Source organism: Bradyrhizobium sp. USDA 3262, assembly GCF_054060035.1.
In genome coordinates, this window is sequence record NZ_JBSSCT010000001.1 from 1,921,637 (window position 1) to 1,940,228 (window position 18,592).

The following is an 18,592-nucleotide window of genomic DNA, read 5'->3' on the forward strand; positions in this document are numbered from 1 at the left end:
ATGCAGCACCGGATCGCCAAGGGGCTCGAAACCCAATTCGACAAGCACCGGATCGTCTTCTGGTACGATCCGTCGCACGAATTCCGGCAGGCGTTCGAGGCGCTGACGCTCGATGATGTCGAAAAGATCGAGGTGTTGAACACCGAGTTCGCGGTGAAGCATCGCGTCCTGCGTGAGGAGCCGAAGCGGCGCTTTTTGCTCTATCGCGACGGACCACGCCCGGCCGACGTCGACAACTGGCTGCTCGACATCGAGTTAGCGCACGGGGTGTTCAAGAGCGATCAGGTCGCGATCTGGCTGGCGGACCTGGGATTGCCGATCAGCTTCGAGGAGGTGGTTCGGGAACATCAGGAGTTCTTTCGCTCCGGACGCCGGCTGGAGAAGCTCAAGGCCGCCGTTCGCGGAGACGACACCAAGGCGAAGCTGCGTCTGAGGATGCTCAGCGTGTGCGCTGGGGCCGACGGCGACTTCGATACGGTCGTCGAGGCGTTGTTGGGCGAGCTGGCAGCCGGCAAGGATGACAGCCTGCGGTTGATCGACCGTGTCGGCTTGAGCGGTTTCCTCTGGGATCAGATGGAACGGCTCTTCGGCTACCGCCCTGAAAAGGGGAGCGTTGGCGACTTCGCGATCACGCTGTTCAAGTCCTGCTATCAGAGCGCGGTCGGTGGCGAAGCGATTCTGGCTCCCGAAGCCCTGGTGTTCTTCCGTCGCTGGAAGAACAACCGGAATGCGGAGGAAGCCTTTGCGACCCTCTCGGCCGAATATGCCGAGGCGCTGAGCGTGGCCCAGGATCTCGCTAAGCGCGACTTCCGCGCGCTGATCGAAGTGGATTACTTCGAGGAGGTCGACCGCGCAATCATCCGCGCATTGGTCCATGAGGTGGGCAGCCAGACTGTGGCGCAGGGAGAAGTCCTGAACTGGATCCGCCAGCGTCGGCAAAGCCATTGGTATGGCGCCTATCGCGACCTTTATGAAGCGATCGGCTTCGCCGCCGAGTTCCAGCAAGCGATGGCACAGGTCACGCTCGGCATGACCAGCCTCGCGGAGGGCGTCGAGCGTTACGCGAAGAGTTGGTTCCGGATCGATCAGCTCTACCGGAAATTCATCTCGCGCATCCAGAAGTCCGGCCAGGCGACGCTGATGCGCGAGCTGTTCGAACAGGTCGAGAACCACTACGTAAACAGCTACCTCCTGCGCCTGAACGAGGCCTGGCAGACGCATGTCGACGGGGCTGAAACTTGGTCAGCGCCCCCGATTCCCGCGCAGCGCACTTTTTACAGGGAGCATGTGGGCGAATTTCGCCGGCGCGATCAGAAGGTGTGTGTCATCATTTCCGACGCGCTCCGCTATGAGGTGGCAGAGGAACTACGAGGGCGCATCCTCAGCTTGGACCGCTACGAGGCTGGCATCGATCCAATGTTCGGCTGCCTTCCGAGCTACACCCAGCTCGGGATGGCGGCGCTTCTGCCCAATGGCGAGTTGCAGATTGCGGACCACGACAGCGGCACCGTGCTGGTGAATGGCCAGAGTTCGCAGGGTATCGAAAACCGCAAGAAAATCCTCGCGACGGGGCGGACGGGCGATAGAACGGCGGCCTTGAAGGCCGAGGACCTCATGGCTCTGGACAAGGACGAGGCGCGAGCGCTCGTCCGAGATCATGACGTCGTTTACGTCTATCACAATTTGATCGACGCGATCGGCGACAAGCGGGATTCAGAGGAGCGCGTCTTCGAGGCCGCCGAAGACACGATCGAGGAGATCGTGCGGGTTGTCAAAAAGCTCAATGGCGCGAACGCCAACAACATGATCGTGACGTCCGATCATGGCTTCATCTACCAACACCGCCCGATCGAAGAGAGCGACTTCTCCTCCGCGCAGGTCGAAGGTGACGTGATTCTTTTCCGCGACCGGCGTTTCATCCTCGGACACGGTCTGAAGGGCAATCATGGTCTGCGACGCTTTACGCCGGAGCAGGCCGGTCTCGAAGGCTCGGTGGAATTGCTCATCCCCAAATCCATCAATCGGCTCCGCCGGCAGGGATCGGGGAGCCGGTTCGTGCATGGCGGCGCAACCCTTCAGGAGGTTGTCGTTCCCGTCGTCAAGATCAACAAGAAACGGCAGAGCGACACGACCGCCGTTGAGGTGGAGATCATCGGAAGCTCCAACCAGTTGATCACGTCGAGCCAGATCTCGGTTCGCTTCTACCAGGTGGAGGCCATCACGGAGAAAACCCAGGCGCGCACCCTCAGAACGGGGATTTATGCCCAGTCGGGCGAATTGATCTCGGATAGCCACGAGCTTGTGTTCGACTTCCGATCCGAAAACGCGCGCGAGCGCGAAGTCCCGGTACGATTCCTCCTGCTCCGCCGGGCCGACGAATTCAACGGCCAGGAGGTGATGCTGAAGCTGGAAGAGCGGCATGGCGATACGTCCCACTTCAGGGAGTACCGCACGGCTCGCTACACGCTGCGCCGCAGTTTCTCGAGTGATTTCGATTTTTGACGGGGGAAGCGATGACCGCGCTGGATGACAAAATCAACGAACGCTTCCCGGGCCTCGTGGTTCGCAAGGACCTGGTCAAGGCGGTAAAGGGCAATGCCATTGTCCCGTCCTACGTGTTGGAGTTCCTGCTCGGGCAATACTGCGCTACCAATGATGAGAGCTCGATCCAATCGGGGATCGAGACCGTCAAGGAAATCCTTCGCAAGCACTACGTCCATCGCAATGAGGCCGGGCTGATCCGATCGAACATCCGGGAAAAGGGCCGATGGAAGGTGATCGACAAGATCAGCGTCGATCTCAACACCGACAAGGATGCCTATGAGGCGACCTTCGCCAACCTGGGCATCAAGAAGGTCATCATCGACTCCGACACCGTGAAGGCTCATCCCAAGCTACTAGTTAGCGGTGTCTGGTGCATTGCCGACGTCGAATACGAGCACAGCGAGGACAAGAACATCGAACCCTGGATTCTGGGGAGCATCAAGCCGATCCAGCTATCGAAGTTCGACTATGAGGCTTTTCTCGGCGCGCGCGCGGGATTCACGACCGACGAATGGATCGATCTGCTGTTCCAGACGGTCGGCTTCGATCCCGAGATGTTCGGACGCCGCAGCAAGCTCCTGCAACTGATGCGCCTCGTGCCCTTCGTCGAGCGAAACTACAATCTGATCGAGCTGGGGCCGAAAGGCACTGGCAAGTCGCATATCTTCTCAGAGTTCTCGCCGCACGGCATCCTGATCTCCGGAGGCGAAGTGACGGTGCCGAAGCTGTTCGTCAATAACAGTTCGGGAAAGATCGGATTGGTCGGCTACTGGGACGTCGTAGCCTTCGATGAGTTCGCCGGTCGGCAAAAGCGGGTCGATAAGGCGCTTGTCGACATCATGAAAAACTATATGGCCAACAAGAGCTTCTCGCGAGGAGTAGAAACACTTGGCGCCGAGTCGTCGATGGTCTTTGTCGGGAACACCAAGCACAATGTCCCGTACATGCTGAAGCATACCGACTTATTCGAGGAGCTTCCGGAGAAATATTACGATTCGGCCTTCATCGACCGACTCCACACCTATGTGCCTGGTTGGGAGATCGACGTCATCCGCGGAGAAATGTTTGCATCAGGGTATGGCTTCGTCGTCGACTACCTTGCCGAAATTCTTCGGCACATGCGTAATGACGACTACTCCAATCGCTACCAGCCCCTGTTCACGCTCTCATCGGATATTTCGACGCGCGACCGCGATGGCGTGAACAAGGCGTTCTCCGGGATGATGAAGCTGCTCTTCCCGGCGGACAACGCGACAGAGGCAGAGGTGGAGGAGATCCTGCATCTCGCTGCTGAAGGACGGAAGCGGGTGAAGGACCAGCTTCTTCGGATCGACAGTACCTATCCAGAGACGGATTTCTCATTCACCGCTCGCGATGGCCGTAAGGTGGTCGTCAAGACACTCGAGGAAGCTGAGTATCCGCAATACTACCATAAGCGCGCGCCCGCCCATGACGAGCCTGTGCCTGAAGGAGTGAAGGGGCGCGCTGACGCGCCTGTCCCGCAGGTTGTCCAGAAGCCGGCGGAGACGAAGGGCGCTCGCGTTGGTCCGCGCGAGGGGCACAAGGTTTTCAGCGAGAACCAGAAAGGCGTCACTTTCGCTGAGCTTTTCTGGCCATGGCTCGAGGGCGCGACAAACATCGTGATCACCGACCCCTATATCCGGATGTTCCATCAGGTGCGGAATCTGATGGAGTTCATCGAGATGATCGCCGTGCGCAAGGCACCGGAGGATGAGGTCACGGTGCGACTAATCACCTGTCCGGACGAAAATTACCCAGAGAAGCAGCAAGCAAATCTTGTCGCTGTCGAGAACGCTTGCACGGCAGCAGGGGTTAAATTTTCATGGGAATTTGATGGGACAAACACGATCCACGCGCGTCACGTTGTGAGTGACACCGGCTGGAAAATCAGTCTCGATCGGGGCTTGGATATTTTCCAAAAATTCGAGATGAACGATGCATTCAGTCTTGCCAATCGAGTGCAATCGTTTCGTCTGGTCAAAGCCTTTGAGGTTACGTACCTGAAAGCAAAGAGCGCCGCGCCAAGCAGCGAGAGCTCCGGCTAGCCGAGGCGGCGCCGACCACAGCTAATTTCCACCTTCGGCGATGCCAGCCCGTCGAAGCAGGTCGCCGATGCTTTTGGGCCCAATCCAGCAGCGGGCGATCACCCGATCGAAGGAAATGACGCGACCGCCACGGCCTCGTTCCGTCGTGCATACAACTGCGCGCTGGAGGGCGACGTGCTCAAGGGCCGCCTTGGCTGCGGGACCACCGGGCTTGTGTAGTTCCGGCGCGTCAAAATCTGCAAGCCGAACTTCGATCCACTCCTTGGGATTCGCCGTCTTACCGACGCAAAGGCCGTCTCCATCACCGACGTATCGGACGAATCCAGAAAAGCGGACGCCGGCCTGGCTTGGCAGTGGCGCCTCGCATGGGTCGGCATGGACGGGAGCGATGGGCCAGAGCAGCCCGAGCGTGCCGACGACGGTGACGACGCGACAGTTCACGCGGCCTGCTTCAGTGTGTCGTTGACCCTTTTCTTCTTGAGCAGTGCGCGAACGAACCTGTCCCACTTGGCCATGCCGGCGCGCTTTTCGACCATATAGTGCCAGCGATCGTAGTGCTTGGAGCTGACGTCCTGGAGGGCGTGGTTTTGGAGGCGATCGCGGATTTCCTTCGATACGCCCGCTTTGCCGGCAAGCGTTTTGAAAGTTCGGCGGAGATCGCGGTTCGTCGCATAGGGGATCACGCCGCGGTCCCGCTGTCGCCAGACGAAGCTATACAGCGTGCCGTGGCTGACGGGCTTCTTCGGTTCTTTTGCCGAAGGGAAGAACCAACCGTATTCGTTCGGCTTGATCGACTCGATCAGCTCCGCAGCGAGCGAGGGCACTGGGACCGCGTGGGGCTGCTCGTTCTTGGTTTTCGACCAGTCGATGATCCGCTCCTTGGCGTCCCATTGATCGACATGGAGGCGCGCAATCTCCTCGACGCGCTGGCCGGTCAGCATGATGAGTTGCACGGCGCGCGGATAGGAGGGATGGACCGGCGTGTCAGGGCATTCCAACCAGCGATAGAGTTGCACGAACTCGTCTTCGTCGAGCCAGCGAGTACCCTGGACCTTGGGCTCGGTCGGGATGCCCGTTGCGGGATTGAAGGGGAGACGGAAGCGGCGAGACGATTGCTGGCGATAGTCGTTGTCGGACTTCATGCCCCAGCTAAAGGCAGCATGAAGGTAGGAGCGCACGTGATCGGCCATCGACTTTGCACCGCGCTCGTAGATCGGGCGGATCAGCTCGATGATTTCTTCGGCCTCGATCTCGCGGGCGAGGCGGTTGCGCCCAAGCGTGTCGGCGATCTTGTTAAGGCCCTTTTCGGTTTCCTTCCAGGACGGCTTGCCGGCTTCCTTGAGCGCCGCGACATAACCCTCGAACAAATCGGCGACCGTGCCTGGGCGGGTATCGGTGGCTATCTTGATGCTCCGGCCCTTCTGGATGACGTCGGCAAAGTCGCGCTTGTAAATTTCGCGGGCCTGCGCGAGCGACATCGACGGATAGGCACCGATCTTCTTCTTGGTGCGTTTGCCGTCGCGCCATTGCTGCGCCATCCAGTCGGCGGTGACGCGTTTCGGCATGGGTTTGAGAACGAGGACGAGACGGCCGGTGCCGCGTCCTTCGCCATCGGCGAGGTTCTCTTGTTTGCGGCTGACCTCGACGCGCTTCAGTGCATGTCGGATCGCGGTGTCGGTTAGGGCGGGCATGGCGTTTCCTCCTTCCCGGACTGGGATCGGTCGAGGAGAAACAGGGATCGCTAGCTGGGAGCGGAAGGCCGTTTTCTACCCCTTTTACAGCCCCCAATTTGCCAAAACCGCCCCCACCGCGCAATGCCAAAAAGCCGCGATTTTGCTAGTGTTTAACCGTGCTTAAGCGTGATCCAACGTGACGCAAAAGGGGTGAGTGGGGTGGTTGTGCACCAGGATCAGCGCGGTGGCGGACAATTCCAGCGCGCGCTTGATCACCTCGCGCGGATAGACCGGGGTGTGATCGACGGTGCCGGTCTGCTGCACCTCGTCGGCGATCAGCTGGTTGCGCTTGTCGAGGAACAGGAGGCGGAACTGCTCCTTGTCGGCGAACGCCATGCCGGTGCGGCAATAGTCGATGACGTCGTTCCAGGACGACAGCGCGATGTTGCGCCTGATCTCGCCCTTGGCGATCCGGCCGGCGGCGGCGGCGAGCAGCTTGAGCTGGTTGATCGAGGCATCCCTGACGCCCTCGACCTCGCGCAGCCGCGCCACCGGCGCGTGCACCACCTCGGCGAACGAGCCGAACTTCTTCAGCAGCGCCTTGGCCAACGGCTTGGTGTCGCGGCGCGGGATCGCGGCGAACAGCGCCATTTCGAGCAACTCATAGTCGGTCAGCGCGTCGGGCCCGGCCGCATAGAAGCGCTCGCGCAGCCGCTCGCGATGGCCGTGATAATGTGGCGTCTCGTCGGGCTGATCGGGGCTGTCACTGGCTTTGGTGGGCATCGGCCACAACCATGCCGTGCTCGCGGCGATTTGCAAGAGCCGATGCTGCTCCGGTTTGCCACGATGCTTCGGGCGAATTACCGTCGGCTGCAACGGTTCGAGAGCAAAGAGGGGGAGGGCGGCGTGACATCATTCAAGGTGATCCGCTCGCGCGCCGAGAAGCGCAAGGGCGGGCCGAAGGCGCTGGAGAAGCTGCTGCGGCCGCCGGCGGGCGCCAAGGCGCTGGCCAAGCTCGGCGACGACCGCGTGCTGGCCGAGATGACCAGGCGCGTGTTCTGCGCGGGCTTTGCCTGGAGCGTGATTGATGCCAAATGGCCGGGCTTCGAGGAGGCGTTCCTCGGCTTCCAGCCCGCCAAGCTCGCCTTCAAGCCTGACGAATTCTGGGAGAAGCTCGTCAGCGACGCCAGGATCGTGCGCAACGGCGCCAAGATCATGTCGGTGCGCGACAACGGCCGCTTCGTGCAGGAGATCGCACGCGAGCACGGCAGCTTCGGCAAATTCCTTAGCGCCTGGCCGTCATCGGATGAGGTCGGACTGCTGGAGCTGTTGGCGAAGCGCGGCAGCCGGCTCGGCGGCAACACCGGACAGATGCTGCTACGTTTCCTCGGTTGGGACGGCTTCGTCACCTCGCGCGACGTCGTCGCCTGCCTGCGCGATGCCGGCCTCGATATCGCCGAGGAGGTCAAGTCGAAGCGCGATCTCGCCAAGGTGCAGGCGCAGTTCAACGCCTGGGCGGAGGAGACCGGGCTGTCCTATCTGCATCTGTCGCGGATCTGCGCGATGTCGATCGGAGAGAACCACACGCGCGAGGAGATCGTCGAGCGCACGCGGAGCGACTACTGAACTTGCCGAGGATGACTGGACCTGGATCCGATTACGCCTGAATCCGATTACACTTGAACCCAGGGCTTCTCGCCATGGCGTTCGGACAGCGTGAAGATCTCGACGCCGTCGGCGGTGACGCCGACCGAGTGCTCGAATTGCGCCGACAGCGAGCGGTCGCGGGTCACCGCGGTCCAGCCGTCGGACAGGATCTTCACATGCGGCTTGCCGAGATTGATCATCGGCTCGATGGTGAAGAACATGCCGGGCTTCAGCGGCGCGCCTTCGCCGGGCCGGCCGATATGGATGATGTTCGGCTCGTCGTGGAACAGGCGGCCGAGGCCGTGGCCGCAGAAGTCGCGCACCACGCTCATGCCCTGCGGTTCGACATAGCTCTGGATGGCATGGCCGATATCGCCGGTGGTGGCGCCGGGCTTCACCGCGGCGATGCCGCGCATCATCGCCTCATAGGTCACCTCGATCAGCCGCTCGGCCTTCCGCGCGATGGCGCCGATCGCGTACATGCGGCTGGAGTCGCCGTACCAGCCGTCGACGATGAAGGTGACGTCGACATTGACGATGTCGCCTTCCTTTAGCGGCCGGTCGCCCGGCATGCCGTGGCAGACCACGTGATTGATCGAGGTGCAGGTCGAGTAGCGGTAGCCGCGATACATCAGCGTCGCCGGATAGGCGCCGTGATCGAAGGCGAACTTGCGGACGAACTCGTCGATGACGGAAGTCGGGATGCCCGGCTTGACGATGTCGGTGAGCGCGTCGAGGCATTTCGACACCAGGGCGCCCGCCTTGCGCATGCCGGCAAAGCCGCTCGGTCCGTGCAGCTTGATCTGGCCGGTCTTGCGAAGCGAGGTGTCGGTGGCGTCGATATAGCTCATGGGCGGGCTGTTTCTGCGGGCAAGGGGCTGATTTCAGGCCCTAATTTAATGATCGGCGCGCCCGGCGCAAGCCAAGCTTGGGCATGGGGACATGTCCAAACGGCTTGATTTCCGGGCACAATCCGGAACAGCGGCCACCGGTCCTGCAAAAAGATTGTGCTCAAGGGTCAGTTGGAGACCTCGACCACGCTCTCGACCGGCAGCGCGCCGCCGCGGATGCGGAGTTCCCGCACCGGGTAGGGCACCCGGATGCCCTGCTGCTTGAAGGCGTCCCACAGCGCCAGCATGACGTCGCTCTTCACATTGTCCATGCCATCAGGGTCGGCAATCCAGAAGGTCAGCGAGAACTTCATGCCGAGCTCGGCGAATTCGGTGAGGATGCAGTTCGGCGGCTTGCCCTTGAGCGCGCGGGCGTGGGCCGCGGCGGTATCGATCGCGAGCTTGCAGACCAGCCTTGGATCGGCGTCGTAGTTGACGGCGAAAGCGATTTTCACCAGCGTATTCTTGTCGGTGTAGGTCCAGTTGGTGACCTTCTGCGTCACCAGGTCCTCGTTCGGGATCAGGAACTCTCGGCCGTCGCCGGCGGCGACCGAGATGTAGCGGGTCTTCATCGCGCTGATGCGGCCCTGGCTGTCGCCGATGGTGACGAGGTCGCCCGGCTTCACCGACTTGTCGACCAGCAGGATGATACCCGAGATGAAGTTGGCGACGATCTTCTGCAGGCCGAAACCGATGCCGACGCCGACGGCGCCAGACAGCACCGCCAGCGCCGACAGATTGATCCCGACCGCGCTCAGGGCAATGGCGACCGCGACCACCATCAGGCCGATGCGAATGATCTTGACCAACAACACCTGGATCGACGGGGTCAGGTCGGTCGAGCGGGTGATCTGGCCGTCGATGAAATTGCTGGCGATATTGCTCAGCCAAAGCGCCACGATCAGCAGCGCGCCGGCCTTGATCAGCAGCAGCGGCGTCAGCCGCAGACCGCCCACCACAACGGCGAACGAATCCAGCGTCTCGGCTGCCCAGTCAAGCTGGCCGATGATGCTGAGGGCGGCGACCACCCAGGCCGCGATCGAGACCAGTTTGACGATGAAGGCGTTGTCGATCACCGAGGTGACGAGGCGGATCACCAGCCAGGCCAGCGCCAGCTTGGCGGAGACCGCGATCAGATAGCTGCGGCTCGGCCAGGTTGCGTGCCACATCACGATGCGCGAGATGATCATCAGGACCGCGAACACGGCGGTGGAGGCGCTCTTCACCATCACGCGGGCGAAGTGCCGGAGCGGCAGCGGCCAGCGCATCGCCAGCGACGCCATGTCGACCCGCGCATGAATGGCGGTATCGGCGGCGTAGGCGAGGCCCGCGGCGGCGAGGATGATGCCGAACTGCAGATAGAACCAGGGCGAGGCGACCTCGGCGCCAACCGAGCGCGCCGCCATTTGGATCGATTCCAGGACGTCCTTCAGGCTCATGTCCATCGGCAAATTCTCAACTTGCAGTGCGGGTCAGCCAAATGTGATTCGAATGCCCAGCGAGAATCCCACAAAGGCGCTCACGCGACCATCGATACAACACAGTGTGGAGGCGACCTAGGGCTGATGAGACCGGGCACATTGCCGCTCATGTCAGAAATCGGTTGGCGTCCCAGTGTGGCGACGATAAGGATGCAATTGCAAGTATTTGAGACCTCCCAAGTCCTTGAGACCTCCGAAGGCGCATGGCATCCCTCGACTCCGTCAGTATAGCGATCCTGCTCGGTGCGGTGCTGGTGATGGCCGGCATCCTGTCGAGCCTGCTGGCCTTGCGGTTCGGCGCCCCCTTGCTGCTGGTGTTCTTGCTGATCGGCATGCTGGCGGGCGATTCCGGTCCAGGCCGGCTGCAGTTCGACGACGTCCGCACCACCTATCTGGTCGGCTCGGTGGCGCTGGCGCTGATCCTGTTCGACGGCGGATTGAAGACGCGGTTTGCCAGCATCCGCACCGTGCTGGTGCCCTCGATGGTGCTGGCGACCGCCGGCGTGCTGTTGACCGCGCTGATCACGGCGCCGGTCGCCCGCTTTGTGCTCGACCTCAACTGGACCGAGTCATTGCTGGTCGGCGCCGTCGTGGCCTCGACCGACGCGGCTGCCGTGTTCCTGCTGGTGCACACCCAGGGCCTGCGCCTGCGGCCGCGCGTCGGCGCGACGCTGGAGGCGGAATCCGGCACCAACGATCCGTTCGCGATCTTCCTCACTTTGATGCTGGTCGAGTTCATCTCGATCGGCCAGAGCTCGGCCTCGCACATCGCGCTGGAGTTCATCCAGGAGGCCGTGTTCGGCGCCATCATCGGGGTGATCGGCGGCCGGCTGGTGGTGATCGCGCTGAACTATGTGGCGCTGCCGCAGGGCCTGCATGCGCCGTTCGTCACCACCGCGGCATTGGTGATCTTCGGCGGCTCGCAGATCGTGCATGCCTCGGGATTCCTCGCGGTCTATCTCGCCGGTATCATCATCGGCAACCGGCCGACCCGCGCGCATAATTCGGTGGTGACGTTCCTCGACGCCGCGACCTGGCTGGCGCAGATCGTGATGTTCGTGCTGCTCGGCCTCTTGGTCTCGCCGCATCGCCTGCTCTCCAGCGCCGGCGGCGCCGTGCTGGTGGCGTTCGCGCTGATGCTGGTGGCGCGGCCGCTGGCGGTCCTGATCTGCCTCGCACCGTTCAAGTTCAACTGGCGCGAGAAGGTCTTCATCGCCTGGACCGGCCTGCGCGGCGCGGTCGCGATCTTCCTCGCCTCGATCCCGATGCTGGTCGGGCTGTCGAAGGCCTATCTCTATTTTGACGTCGCCTTCGTCGTCGTCATCATCTCGCTGCTGTTGCAGGGCTGGACGCTGGCGCCGGCGGCGCGGCGGCTGCATGTCGCGCTGCCGCGCGCCGAACGCGGCCCGCGCCGTGTCGAGCTCGATCTGCCGGGCCAGCTCGAGCAGCAGCTGGTCGGTTATCCGGTGCGGCCGAAGAGCCTGTACTTCCGCCGCGGGCTGATCCCCTCCTGGTCGAAGCCGACGCTGGTGATCCGCGACGAGCGGATCCTGACGCCGACCGAGGCCGATCCGGTCGCGCCCGGCGACTACATCTATCTGCTGGCGCCGCCGAAGCGCGCCGAGGCGCTCGACCGCTTCTTCGTCGACATGGCGCCGTCGAGCGCGCCCGATCCGCATCTGCTCGGCGACTTCATGGTGTCGGCGGAGCATACGCTCGGCGAGCTCGCCGAGATCTACGGCGTCAAGGTCGACGAGCACCAGGCCAAGCTGACGCTCGCCGACTATTTCGACGTCAATCTCGACCGCGCGCCGAAGGAAGGGGCCGAACTGGCGCTCGACGAGATCGTGCTGGTGGCGCGCAGCATCAGCGGCGGCCGCGTCAACGTGGTCGGCCTGCGGTTGCCGGAGGAAGAGGAAAAGGTCGCGCCGCAAACGCGGATGCAGATCGTCAAGCGCAAGCTCGCCGATATCTGGGCGTCGGTGGCGGGGGTCTGAGCCGCGCCGTTACGTCTTGCGCAGGAAGTTCGAATCCGGGGCGAACTTCTTGATCATGTCGGACAGCCCGTCGTCCGGCGGACCGGATGGGCCCTTGGACGCTGAGTCCGGCTTGGGCTCGCCTTTGATTTTCTGACCGGAAATCTCGGCCAGCGCCGCGAGCAGCGTCTCGTCGAGATTGTCGGCAGGTGTCTTCGCAGGTGGTGTCTTCGCAGGTGGTGCCGGTGGAGAGGCAGGCGCGACGCTACCAATCTCGGGCTCGCGTTTCGCCGGCGACGGCGCGGGCTCCAGCGCCGGTTTGGGGGTGTCCTTGGCGTCCGCCCGCCGGACGGCGGCCTCGCTGACGGCGGCGATCAGCGATGCTTCGAGATCGGCGGGCGTGTCGGCCGGCATCGGCGGCGGTGCCGCTGGCATTGGCGGCGGCGAGGCTGGCACTGGCGGCGGCTCGGCGGGTTTGGCGTCCCGGGGGGCGCGACCGAATAGCGGTTGCCGCTGGCCCGCCGCCTGCGGCCGGCTGTCGGTTGCCTCGCCGGGCTCCTTGTTAAGCTCCTTGTTAATCTCCTTGGCAGGCTTGAAGAGACCCGCACGTTCGGCGGCGATCCTGGCGGAAGCCTCCTCGACCGTGGCGAGCAGGGACGCTTCCAGCGCATCGGCGGAATTGCTCGGCGAAGTCGCCGGCTTGGCGGCAGGGGCGGTCACCGGCTTCGGCGCTGGCCGGGGCGGCAACGGCGGTGGCCGCGATGCTTCGACTGGCGCGGGCGGCAGCGGGACCGCCTGACCGTCGCGGGCGCGCGCGATGATGCCGTCGACGATCGCCGCCAAACGGCCCTTGTCGGGGGCGGCCAGATAGCTCGCCGCCAGCTCATCGACATATTGCGGGCCGTAATCGGCGAGCACATTGGCGATTTGGGCGAGGTCGGGATCGCTCTCGACCAGCCGCCGCCACGCCTCGCGATCGTAGGGCGCGTCGTTGTTCTTGTCGGGCCAGGCCACCCGGCGCGGCTGACGCTGCCCGGTATCCTGGCCTGCGACCGGGTCGAGGGTCGGCGGCTGCAGCCCGTCGCTGAGGTGAGGCGGGGTAAATCCCGAGACGCCGGCCGGCACGGCAGCATCGGCCGGACGCCGGCGCCCCTCGGCGACCTGCAGCGCGATCAGGCCGACGCCCATCAGCAGGAAGCCGAGCGCGGCCCACGAAATCGTGGCGCACAGCAGCCCGCCGATCAGCAGCAACACCCAGCCAGTCAGTCGCACAATTCACCCTTCCCCATGCCCGATCGGACGTCCCGATCCGGGCCTAGCAGACAAGATAGGCTATCTTATGCCGACTTTCGGAAAAACGGCCAGCTACGAGCCCGCCGTCAGCACCTTGACACCGCCGAACGCGGTCACCTGGCCGCGGCGCAGCATCACGATCTGGGTGGCGAGTTGGCGCAGCTCGGCCGCGTCGTGGCTGACATAGACCATCGGGACGCCGGCTTCGTCGCGCAGCCGGACCAGATAGGGCAGGATCTCGAGCTTGCGGCTTTCGTCGAGCGCGCCCAGCGGCTCGTCGAGCAGCAGCAGCCGCGGCTTGGACAGCAGCGCCCGGCCGAGCGCGACGCGCTGGCGCTCGCCGCCGGAGAGCTTTCCGGGACGGCGGTCGAGCAGGGCGCCGATGTCGAGTAGGTCGACGACGCGCCGCTGTTGCGCGGGATCCTCGGTGAGGCCGTTCATGCGGCGGCCGTAGTCGAGGTTCTGCCCGACGTCGAGATGCGGAAACAGCCGCGCGTCCTGGAACACGTAACCGATGCGGCGGCGCCAGGTCGGGACGTGGATGCCGGTCGCGGTATCGTCGACGGTCTCGCCGTCGATCACGATGGTGCCGCGGTCAGGACGCAACAGCCCCGCGATGGTGTTGATCAGCGAGGTCTTGCCGGAGCCGGACGCGCCGAACAGGCCGGTGACGCGGCCCTCGCTCGTGAACGAGGCCGCAAGCGAGAACTCGCCGAGCTGCTTGGTGATGTCGACGCGCAGCATGGCTATTGCCCGTGCAGGCGCGCGGTGGCGCGACGCGCGAACACTTCAGCCGCAACCAGTGCGCCGACCGCGAGCACGATCGAGATGATCACGAGCCGCGCGGCGGCGGTGTCGCCATCCGGCGTCTGGATCAGCGAATAGATCGCCGACGAAATGGTCTGGGTCTCGCCGGGAATGTTGGAGACGAAGGTGATGGTCGCGCCGAACTCGCCGATCGCCTTGGCAAAACCGAGCACCATGCCGGCCAGCACGCCGGGCAGCGCCAGCGGCAGCGTCACGGTTGCGAACACCCGCCAGGGCGCGGCGCCGAGTGTCTCGGCCGCCTGCTCAAGGCGGCGGTCGACCGCCTCGATCGAGAGACGGATCGGCCGCACCAGAAGCGGAAACGACATCACGCCGCAGGCGAGCGCAGCGCCGGTCCAGCGGAACGCGAACACGATGCCGAGATGGTCGGCCAGCCAGCCGCCGACCAGGCCGCGCCTGCCGAAGGTCAGCAGCAGCAGATAGCCGGTAACGACGGGCGGCAGCACCAGCGGCAGATGCACGGCGGCATCGAGCAGCGACTTGCCCCAGAAATCGCGCCGCGCCAGCAGCCAGGCGAGCGCGATGCCGAACGGGGTCGCCACCAGTGTTGCGATGACGGCGACCCGCAGCGACAGCAGGATCGCCGTCCATTCGGCCGGCGAGATCTCAAACACGCGCTTAGGTCGTCGGGCTGATCAGGAACTTGAAGCCGTACTTCTCGAGGATCGTCTTCGCCGTCGAGGAGCGCAGGAAGGCGAGATAGTCGGCGGTCTCGCCCTTCGCGGTCGTGGTCGCCGCGACCGGATAGATGATGGCGGGATGGGTGTCGGCCGGGAAGGTGCCGACGATCTTGACGCCCGGCTCGACCTTGGCGTCGGTCGAGTAGACGATGCCGAGCACGGCTTCGCCGCGCGCCACGAGAGTCAACGCCGCGCGGACGCTCTCGGCCATCGCGAATTTTGGCTCGGCCGCCTGCCAGGCACCGAGCTTCTCCAGCGCGGCCTTGGCGTATTTGCCGACCGGCACCGCCTTGACGTCGCCGGTTGCGATCCTGCCGTCGCCGGCGAGCTTGGCGAGATCGAAGCCGGGTCCGATGTTGACGTTGTCGATCTTGGAATCCTTCGGCGCGATCAGCACGATCGAGTTGCCGAGCAGGTTCACCCGCGTCGGCTCATTGATGTTCTTCTGCTTGATCGCATAGTCCATCCAGTCGGTATCGGCGGAGACGAACACGTCGGCCGGCGCGCCCTGCTCGATCTGTTTTGCCAACGCCGAACTCGCGGCATAGCTGGCGGTGATCTTGACGCCGGTCTTGGCGGTATAGGCCGCATCGATGTCGTCGAGCGCGTTCTTCATCGAGGCGGCGGCAAAGACGGTGAGCGTCTTGTCCTCGGCGCTCGCGGGCGAATGCAGCGTGCCGAGCACGATGACGAAAGCGGTGAAAAGTCCGGCAAGCCTTGAAATTGAAAGTCGTGACATGGAAAGCGCTCCGTGCGAGTTCACGCGCGAACCGGCGCGCAAATCAGGCGTTGGGTGAGGTCTGGCCTGCGACGGACGGAAGCGCTGTTCCGCTGGTCCCCGACGGACTTACGGTCCTCAGGGATATCGCACTGCAAACATAGCAGGCTGAGGCTTACGGTAAAGGCGACCCTTTGTCTAACGCGTCCTATTCGTCCGACGGCTGGATCGCGATCGACAGCGAATTCTCTTTTGAGCCGCTGACCTGCAGCACGAAGGGGCTGGCGGCGAGGTCATATTTCACGGTCTTGCGGATACCGTCGCAATCGGTCGCGCCGCTGAACGCCTTGGGCTTCAGGAAATGCCCGTCCTGCACCAGGTCGACCCAGGCCCCGGCCGACAGGCTGACGGTATAGATCCCGGCCTTCGGCGCGGCCTTGAAGCTGGTGAAGCCGGCGAAGGTGCCTTCCTTCGGCGCGCGCTCCGGCGGGATCGGCAATTTGGCGTCGCCGGGGGCCACCAGCGCCAGCGTGATCGCGGTCGCCGGCAGCGCGGTCTGCTCGCTTCCCGATACGACCTTGGCACGATCGGGCGCGGTCAGCGCGGCGCGTGCGCGCTCGATCGACCATTTGAACTTGTCGCAGCCGCTCGGCTCCTCCGCCGCGAAAGCGGGAGCCGAGACGAGCAGCAGCGATGCCGCGAGGAGCGATTTGCGCATGTCTGGTCCATTCATGATGACGGATAAATAGATCAGCCGCCCCGATCCATCGCCCGAACGCGCTTACGGCGCAACGGCACGAGATCATATCGCAGTTCGAAGCGGCCGGCATAGCCGCCTGACGAAGATGTTATTGCCCTGGCAGCTGCTGTTTGGCGTCGGGGGCGTTCAGCACCGTCCTGCAGTCAGCCGGCATCTGCGCCAGCGTCATCGGCGGGCGGGGTTTCGGCGGCTTCGGCGGAGGCTTCGGGTGCAGCACCGAATCCTTGAACCAGAAGGCGAGATCGGACGGCTTGCAGCCTTCGCCCTCCGCTTGCGGCTTCTGTCCCTCGCAGCCAGGGCTGCCGGGCGGACATCGCATGCGAATGTGGAAGTGGTAGTCGTGGCCCCACCACGGCCGGATCTTCGACAGCCAGCCGCGATCGCCCTTGGCCTCGCGGCACAGCGCCTTCTTGATCGCGGGATTGACGAAGATGCGCTGCACCGCCGGCTCCCGCGCCGCGTCGCGGATGACCAGCACATGGCCCGGCGTGAAGACGCGCGGATCGATGTCGAGCCGGTCGTCGCGCACCATCATCACCGCCGACATCTCCTCGCGGTCCTCGCGCGACAATTTGCGATCGGGCATCGGCGTCAGCCAGATATCGGCGTCGAGTCCGATCTGGTGGCTGGCGTGACCGGAGAGCGCGGGGCCGCCGCGCGGCTGGCCGATATCGCCGACCAGGATACCCGGCCAGCCGGCGTCCTTGTGCGCGTTGGCCGCGAGCCGCTTCAGCAGCGCGATCATGTTGGGGTGACCCCAGTAGCGGTTGCGCGACAAGCGCATCACCTGCCAGGTGTCGCCGTTGAGCGGCATCTGCGCGGCGCCGGCGAGACAACCCTTGGTGTAGCCGCCGATCGACCGGGTCGGCAACGCCGCCGGCAGCACCTTGCGCGCGAACAGCTGCTTCGCCCCGATCTTTGGATCGTCAGGGTTGGCGAGCGGCGGCAGCGGCTGTGGATTGAGCGAGCCCCTGTCCTGCGCCCGCGCGGAGATGGTGCAGGCGACGAGGGCTAAGATCAGGAGTGGGAACAGACGCAGGCGGGGTGTCATTCGGATCACTCTGTCGGCGCAAGGCTAGCATGGATTCGGAGCAGGCGGACCGCGCTTTCATCCCATTCGCTTGATCGCCCACAGGGTGGATTAAGATTACCCGCGGCTTCCAGGCTCCGATGTGAGCCACGCCACTTTACAAGCGCACGTTGTGGGCGACATCATGTCCGCAATAATTTCAGGGTAGGCGTTATTGTGACAAGCGTATCGTGCGTACGGCCTGCATTTGCCGCCGCGATAGCTGCGTCGATATTGGCGCTCTCCCCGGCGCGGGCCGACGTCGTCGTTCACATCGATAAATCATCGCAGCGCATGGCGGTCAGCGTCGACGGCGCGAGACGCTACAACTGGCCGGTGTCGACCGGCCGCCGCGGCTATGGCACGCCGAGCGGAGTCTTCCGCCCGCAGATGCTGGCGCGCCGCTGGTACTCGAAGAAGTACTATAACTCGCCGATGCCGCATTCGATCTTCTTCCATGGCGGGTTTGCCATTCATGGAACATACGAACTCACGCGCCTTGGCGGACCGGCCTCGCATGGCTGCGTGCGCCTGCATCCCTCGCACGCCGCAATGCTCTATGGGCTGGTCGAGCGCAACGGCCGCGGCGGCACGCGGATTGAGATCACCAACTAAGGTATGATTCGGCAAAAATGCGAAGGCCGAGGCGCACCGCGGCTTAACCGCACGATAACCCTGCTGCACGCTGACAAACATTGGTGCGCTTGAAGCGTCTTCGGCGCATTCATTGTGCAATCGCGCGCTTGTTTACGCTTCCTTCACCAAGCGCAGGCGCTTCCATGCTGCGAATCTGTGCCGTGCGCCGCTGGCGCACCGGAAGCGAACTCGCGCCCGGCGTGAATTCGCCTGCAAAGCAGGCATGCCAGGGCTTCTCGGGCAGCGCAGCTACTCGCCAAGAGATACCAATTTTTCAGAGACTTATCGCAGATATATCGCCGAACTGGAATGCGCGTGGGGCGTGCGACAC

At 63.8% G+C, this 18,592-nt stretch carries 15 protein-coding genes; 5 read left to right on the forward strand and 10 right to left on the reverse strand.

Translation table 11 applies throughout. From position 1 onward, the window contains the following. Both pglZ and brxL read left to right on the forward strand, forming a co-directional pair. On the forward strand, positions 1-2,502 hold the full coding sequence (gene pglZ, locus ACVWYP_RS08880; RefSeq protein ID WP_456684096.1) for a BREX-1 system phosphatase PglZ type A: 2,502 nt from the start codon (positions 1-3) through the stop codon (positions 2,500-2,502). Between the two features lie 11 nt (positions 2,503-2,513). Then, positions 2,514-4,610, forward strand: coding sequence for a BREX system Lon protease-like protein BrxL (gene brxL / locus ACVWYP_RS08885; protein WP_456684097.1), 2,097 nt, complete (start codon positions 2,514-2,516; stop codon positions 4,608-4,610). 437 nt (positions 4,611-5,047) lie between these two features. On the opposite strand, the gene ACVWYP_RS08890 is transcribed toward brxL, so the two are convergent. Both ACVWYP_RS08890 and ACVWYP_RS08895 read right to left on the reverse strand, forming a co-directional pair. Then, a complete protein-coding gene (locus tag ACVWYP_RS08890) occupies positions 5,048-6,301 on the reverse strand; it encodes a tyrosine-type recombinase/integrase (protein WP_456684098.1) in 1,254 nt (417 codons plus the stop codon). Positions 6,302-6,463: 162 nt separating this feature from the next. Beyond that, a complete protein-coding gene (locus ACVWYP_RS08895) occupies positions 6,464-7,066 on the reverse strand; it encodes a JAB domain-containing protein (RefSeq protein WP_456684099.1) in 603 nt (200 codons plus the stop codon). 123 nt (positions 7,067-7,189) lie between these two features. Here ACVWYP_RS08895 and ACVWYP_RS08900 point away from each other — a divergent pair, with 123 nt between their 5' ends. Next, the gene (locus ACVWYP_RS08900; RefSeq protein ID WP_304498379.1) at positions 7,190-7,909 is read left to right on the forward strand and encodes a DNA-3-methyladenine glycosylase I; all 720 of its coding nucleotides are present in this window, start codon (positions 7,190-7,192) and stop codon (positions 7,907-7,909) included. A gap of 47 nt (positions 7,910-7,956) precedes the next feature. Here the strand turns inward: ACVWYP_RS08900 and map are convergent, their stop codons facing one another. Both map and ACVWYP_RS08910 read right to left on the reverse strand, forming a co-directional pair. Then, positions 7,957-8,781, reverse strand: a complete 825-nt coding sequence (gene map, locus ACVWYP_RS08905; protein WP_016844429.1) for a type I methionyl aminopeptidase — start codon at positions 8,779-8,781, stop codon at positions 7,957-7,959. A gap of 167 nt (positions 8,782-8,948) precedes the next feature. Continuing rightward, positions 8,949-10,265: a mechanosensitive ion channel family protein gene (locus ACVWYP_RS08910; RefSeq protein WP_028340442.1), complete on the reverse strand. Its 1,317-nt coding sequence runs from the start codon at positions 10,263-10,265 to the stop codon at positions 8,949-8,951. Positions 10,266-10,504: 239 nt separating this feature from the next. Here ACVWYP_RS08910 and ACVWYP_RS08915 point away from each other — a divergent pair, with 239 nt between their 5' ends. Continuing rightward, entirely contained in the window at positions 10,505-12,298 is a 1,794-nt protein-coding gene (locus ACVWYP_RS08915; RefSeq protein ID WP_304498380.1) for a potassium/proton antiporter, read from the forward strand. A gap of 9 nt (positions 12,299-12,307) precedes the next feature. On the opposite strand, the gene ACVWYP_RS08920 is transcribed toward ACVWYP_RS08915, so the two are convergent. The 6 genes from ACVWYP_RS08920 to mepA form a co-directional block, all read right to left on the reverse strand. After that, entirely contained in the window at positions 12,308-13,549 is a 1,242-nt protein-coding gene (locus ACVWYP_RS08920; protein ID WP_304498381.1) for a hypothetical protein, read from the reverse strand. Between the two features lie 93 nt (positions 13,550-13,642). After that, the gene (gene modC, locus ACVWYP_RS08925) at positions 13,643-14,314 is read right to left on the reverse strand and encodes a molybdenum ABC transporter ATP-binding protein (RefSeq protein ID WP_304498382.1); all 672 of its coding nucleotides are present in this window, start codon (positions 14,312-14,314) and stop codon (positions 13,643-13,645) included. A gap of 2 nt (positions 14,315-14,316) precedes the next feature. After that, entirely contained in the window at positions 14,317-15,012 is a 696-nt protein-coding gene (gene modB, locus ACVWYP_RS08930) for a molybdate ABC transporter permease subunit (protein WP_028340445.1), read from the reverse strand. A gap of 4 nt (positions 15,013-15,016) precedes the next feature. Further along, positions 15,017-15,802 (reverse strand): molybdate ABC transporter substrate-binding protein, encoded by a 786-nt coding sequence (gene modA, locus ACVWYP_RS08935; RefSeq protein ID WP_304500205.1) that lies wholly within the window; start codon positions 15,800-15,802, stop codon positions 15,017-15,019. A 202-nt stretch (positions 15,803-16,004) separates the two neighbouring features. Next, complete coding sequence (locus ACVWYP_RS08940) at positions 16,005-16,514, reverse strand: hypothetical protein (protein ID WP_304498383.1); 510 nt, start codon at positions 16,512-16,514, stop codon at positions 16,005-16,007. 130 nt (positions 16,515-16,644) lie between these two features. Further along, positions 16,645-17,607 (reverse strand): penicillin-insensitive murein endopeptidase, encoded by a 963-nt coding sequence (mepA, locus tag ACVWYP_RS08945; protein WP_304498384.1) that lies wholly within the window; start codon positions 17,605-17,607, stop codon positions 16,645-16,647. 252 nt (positions 17,608-17,859) lie between these two features. Here mepA and ACVWYP_RS08950 point away from each other — a divergent pair, with 252 nt between their 5' ends. Further along, a complete protein-coding gene (locus ACVWYP_RS08950) occupies positions 17,860-18,240 on the forward strand; it encodes a L,D-transpeptidase (protein ID WP_016843321.1) in 381 nt (126 codons plus the stop codon). Positions 18,241-18,592 lie beyond the last annotated feature (352 nt).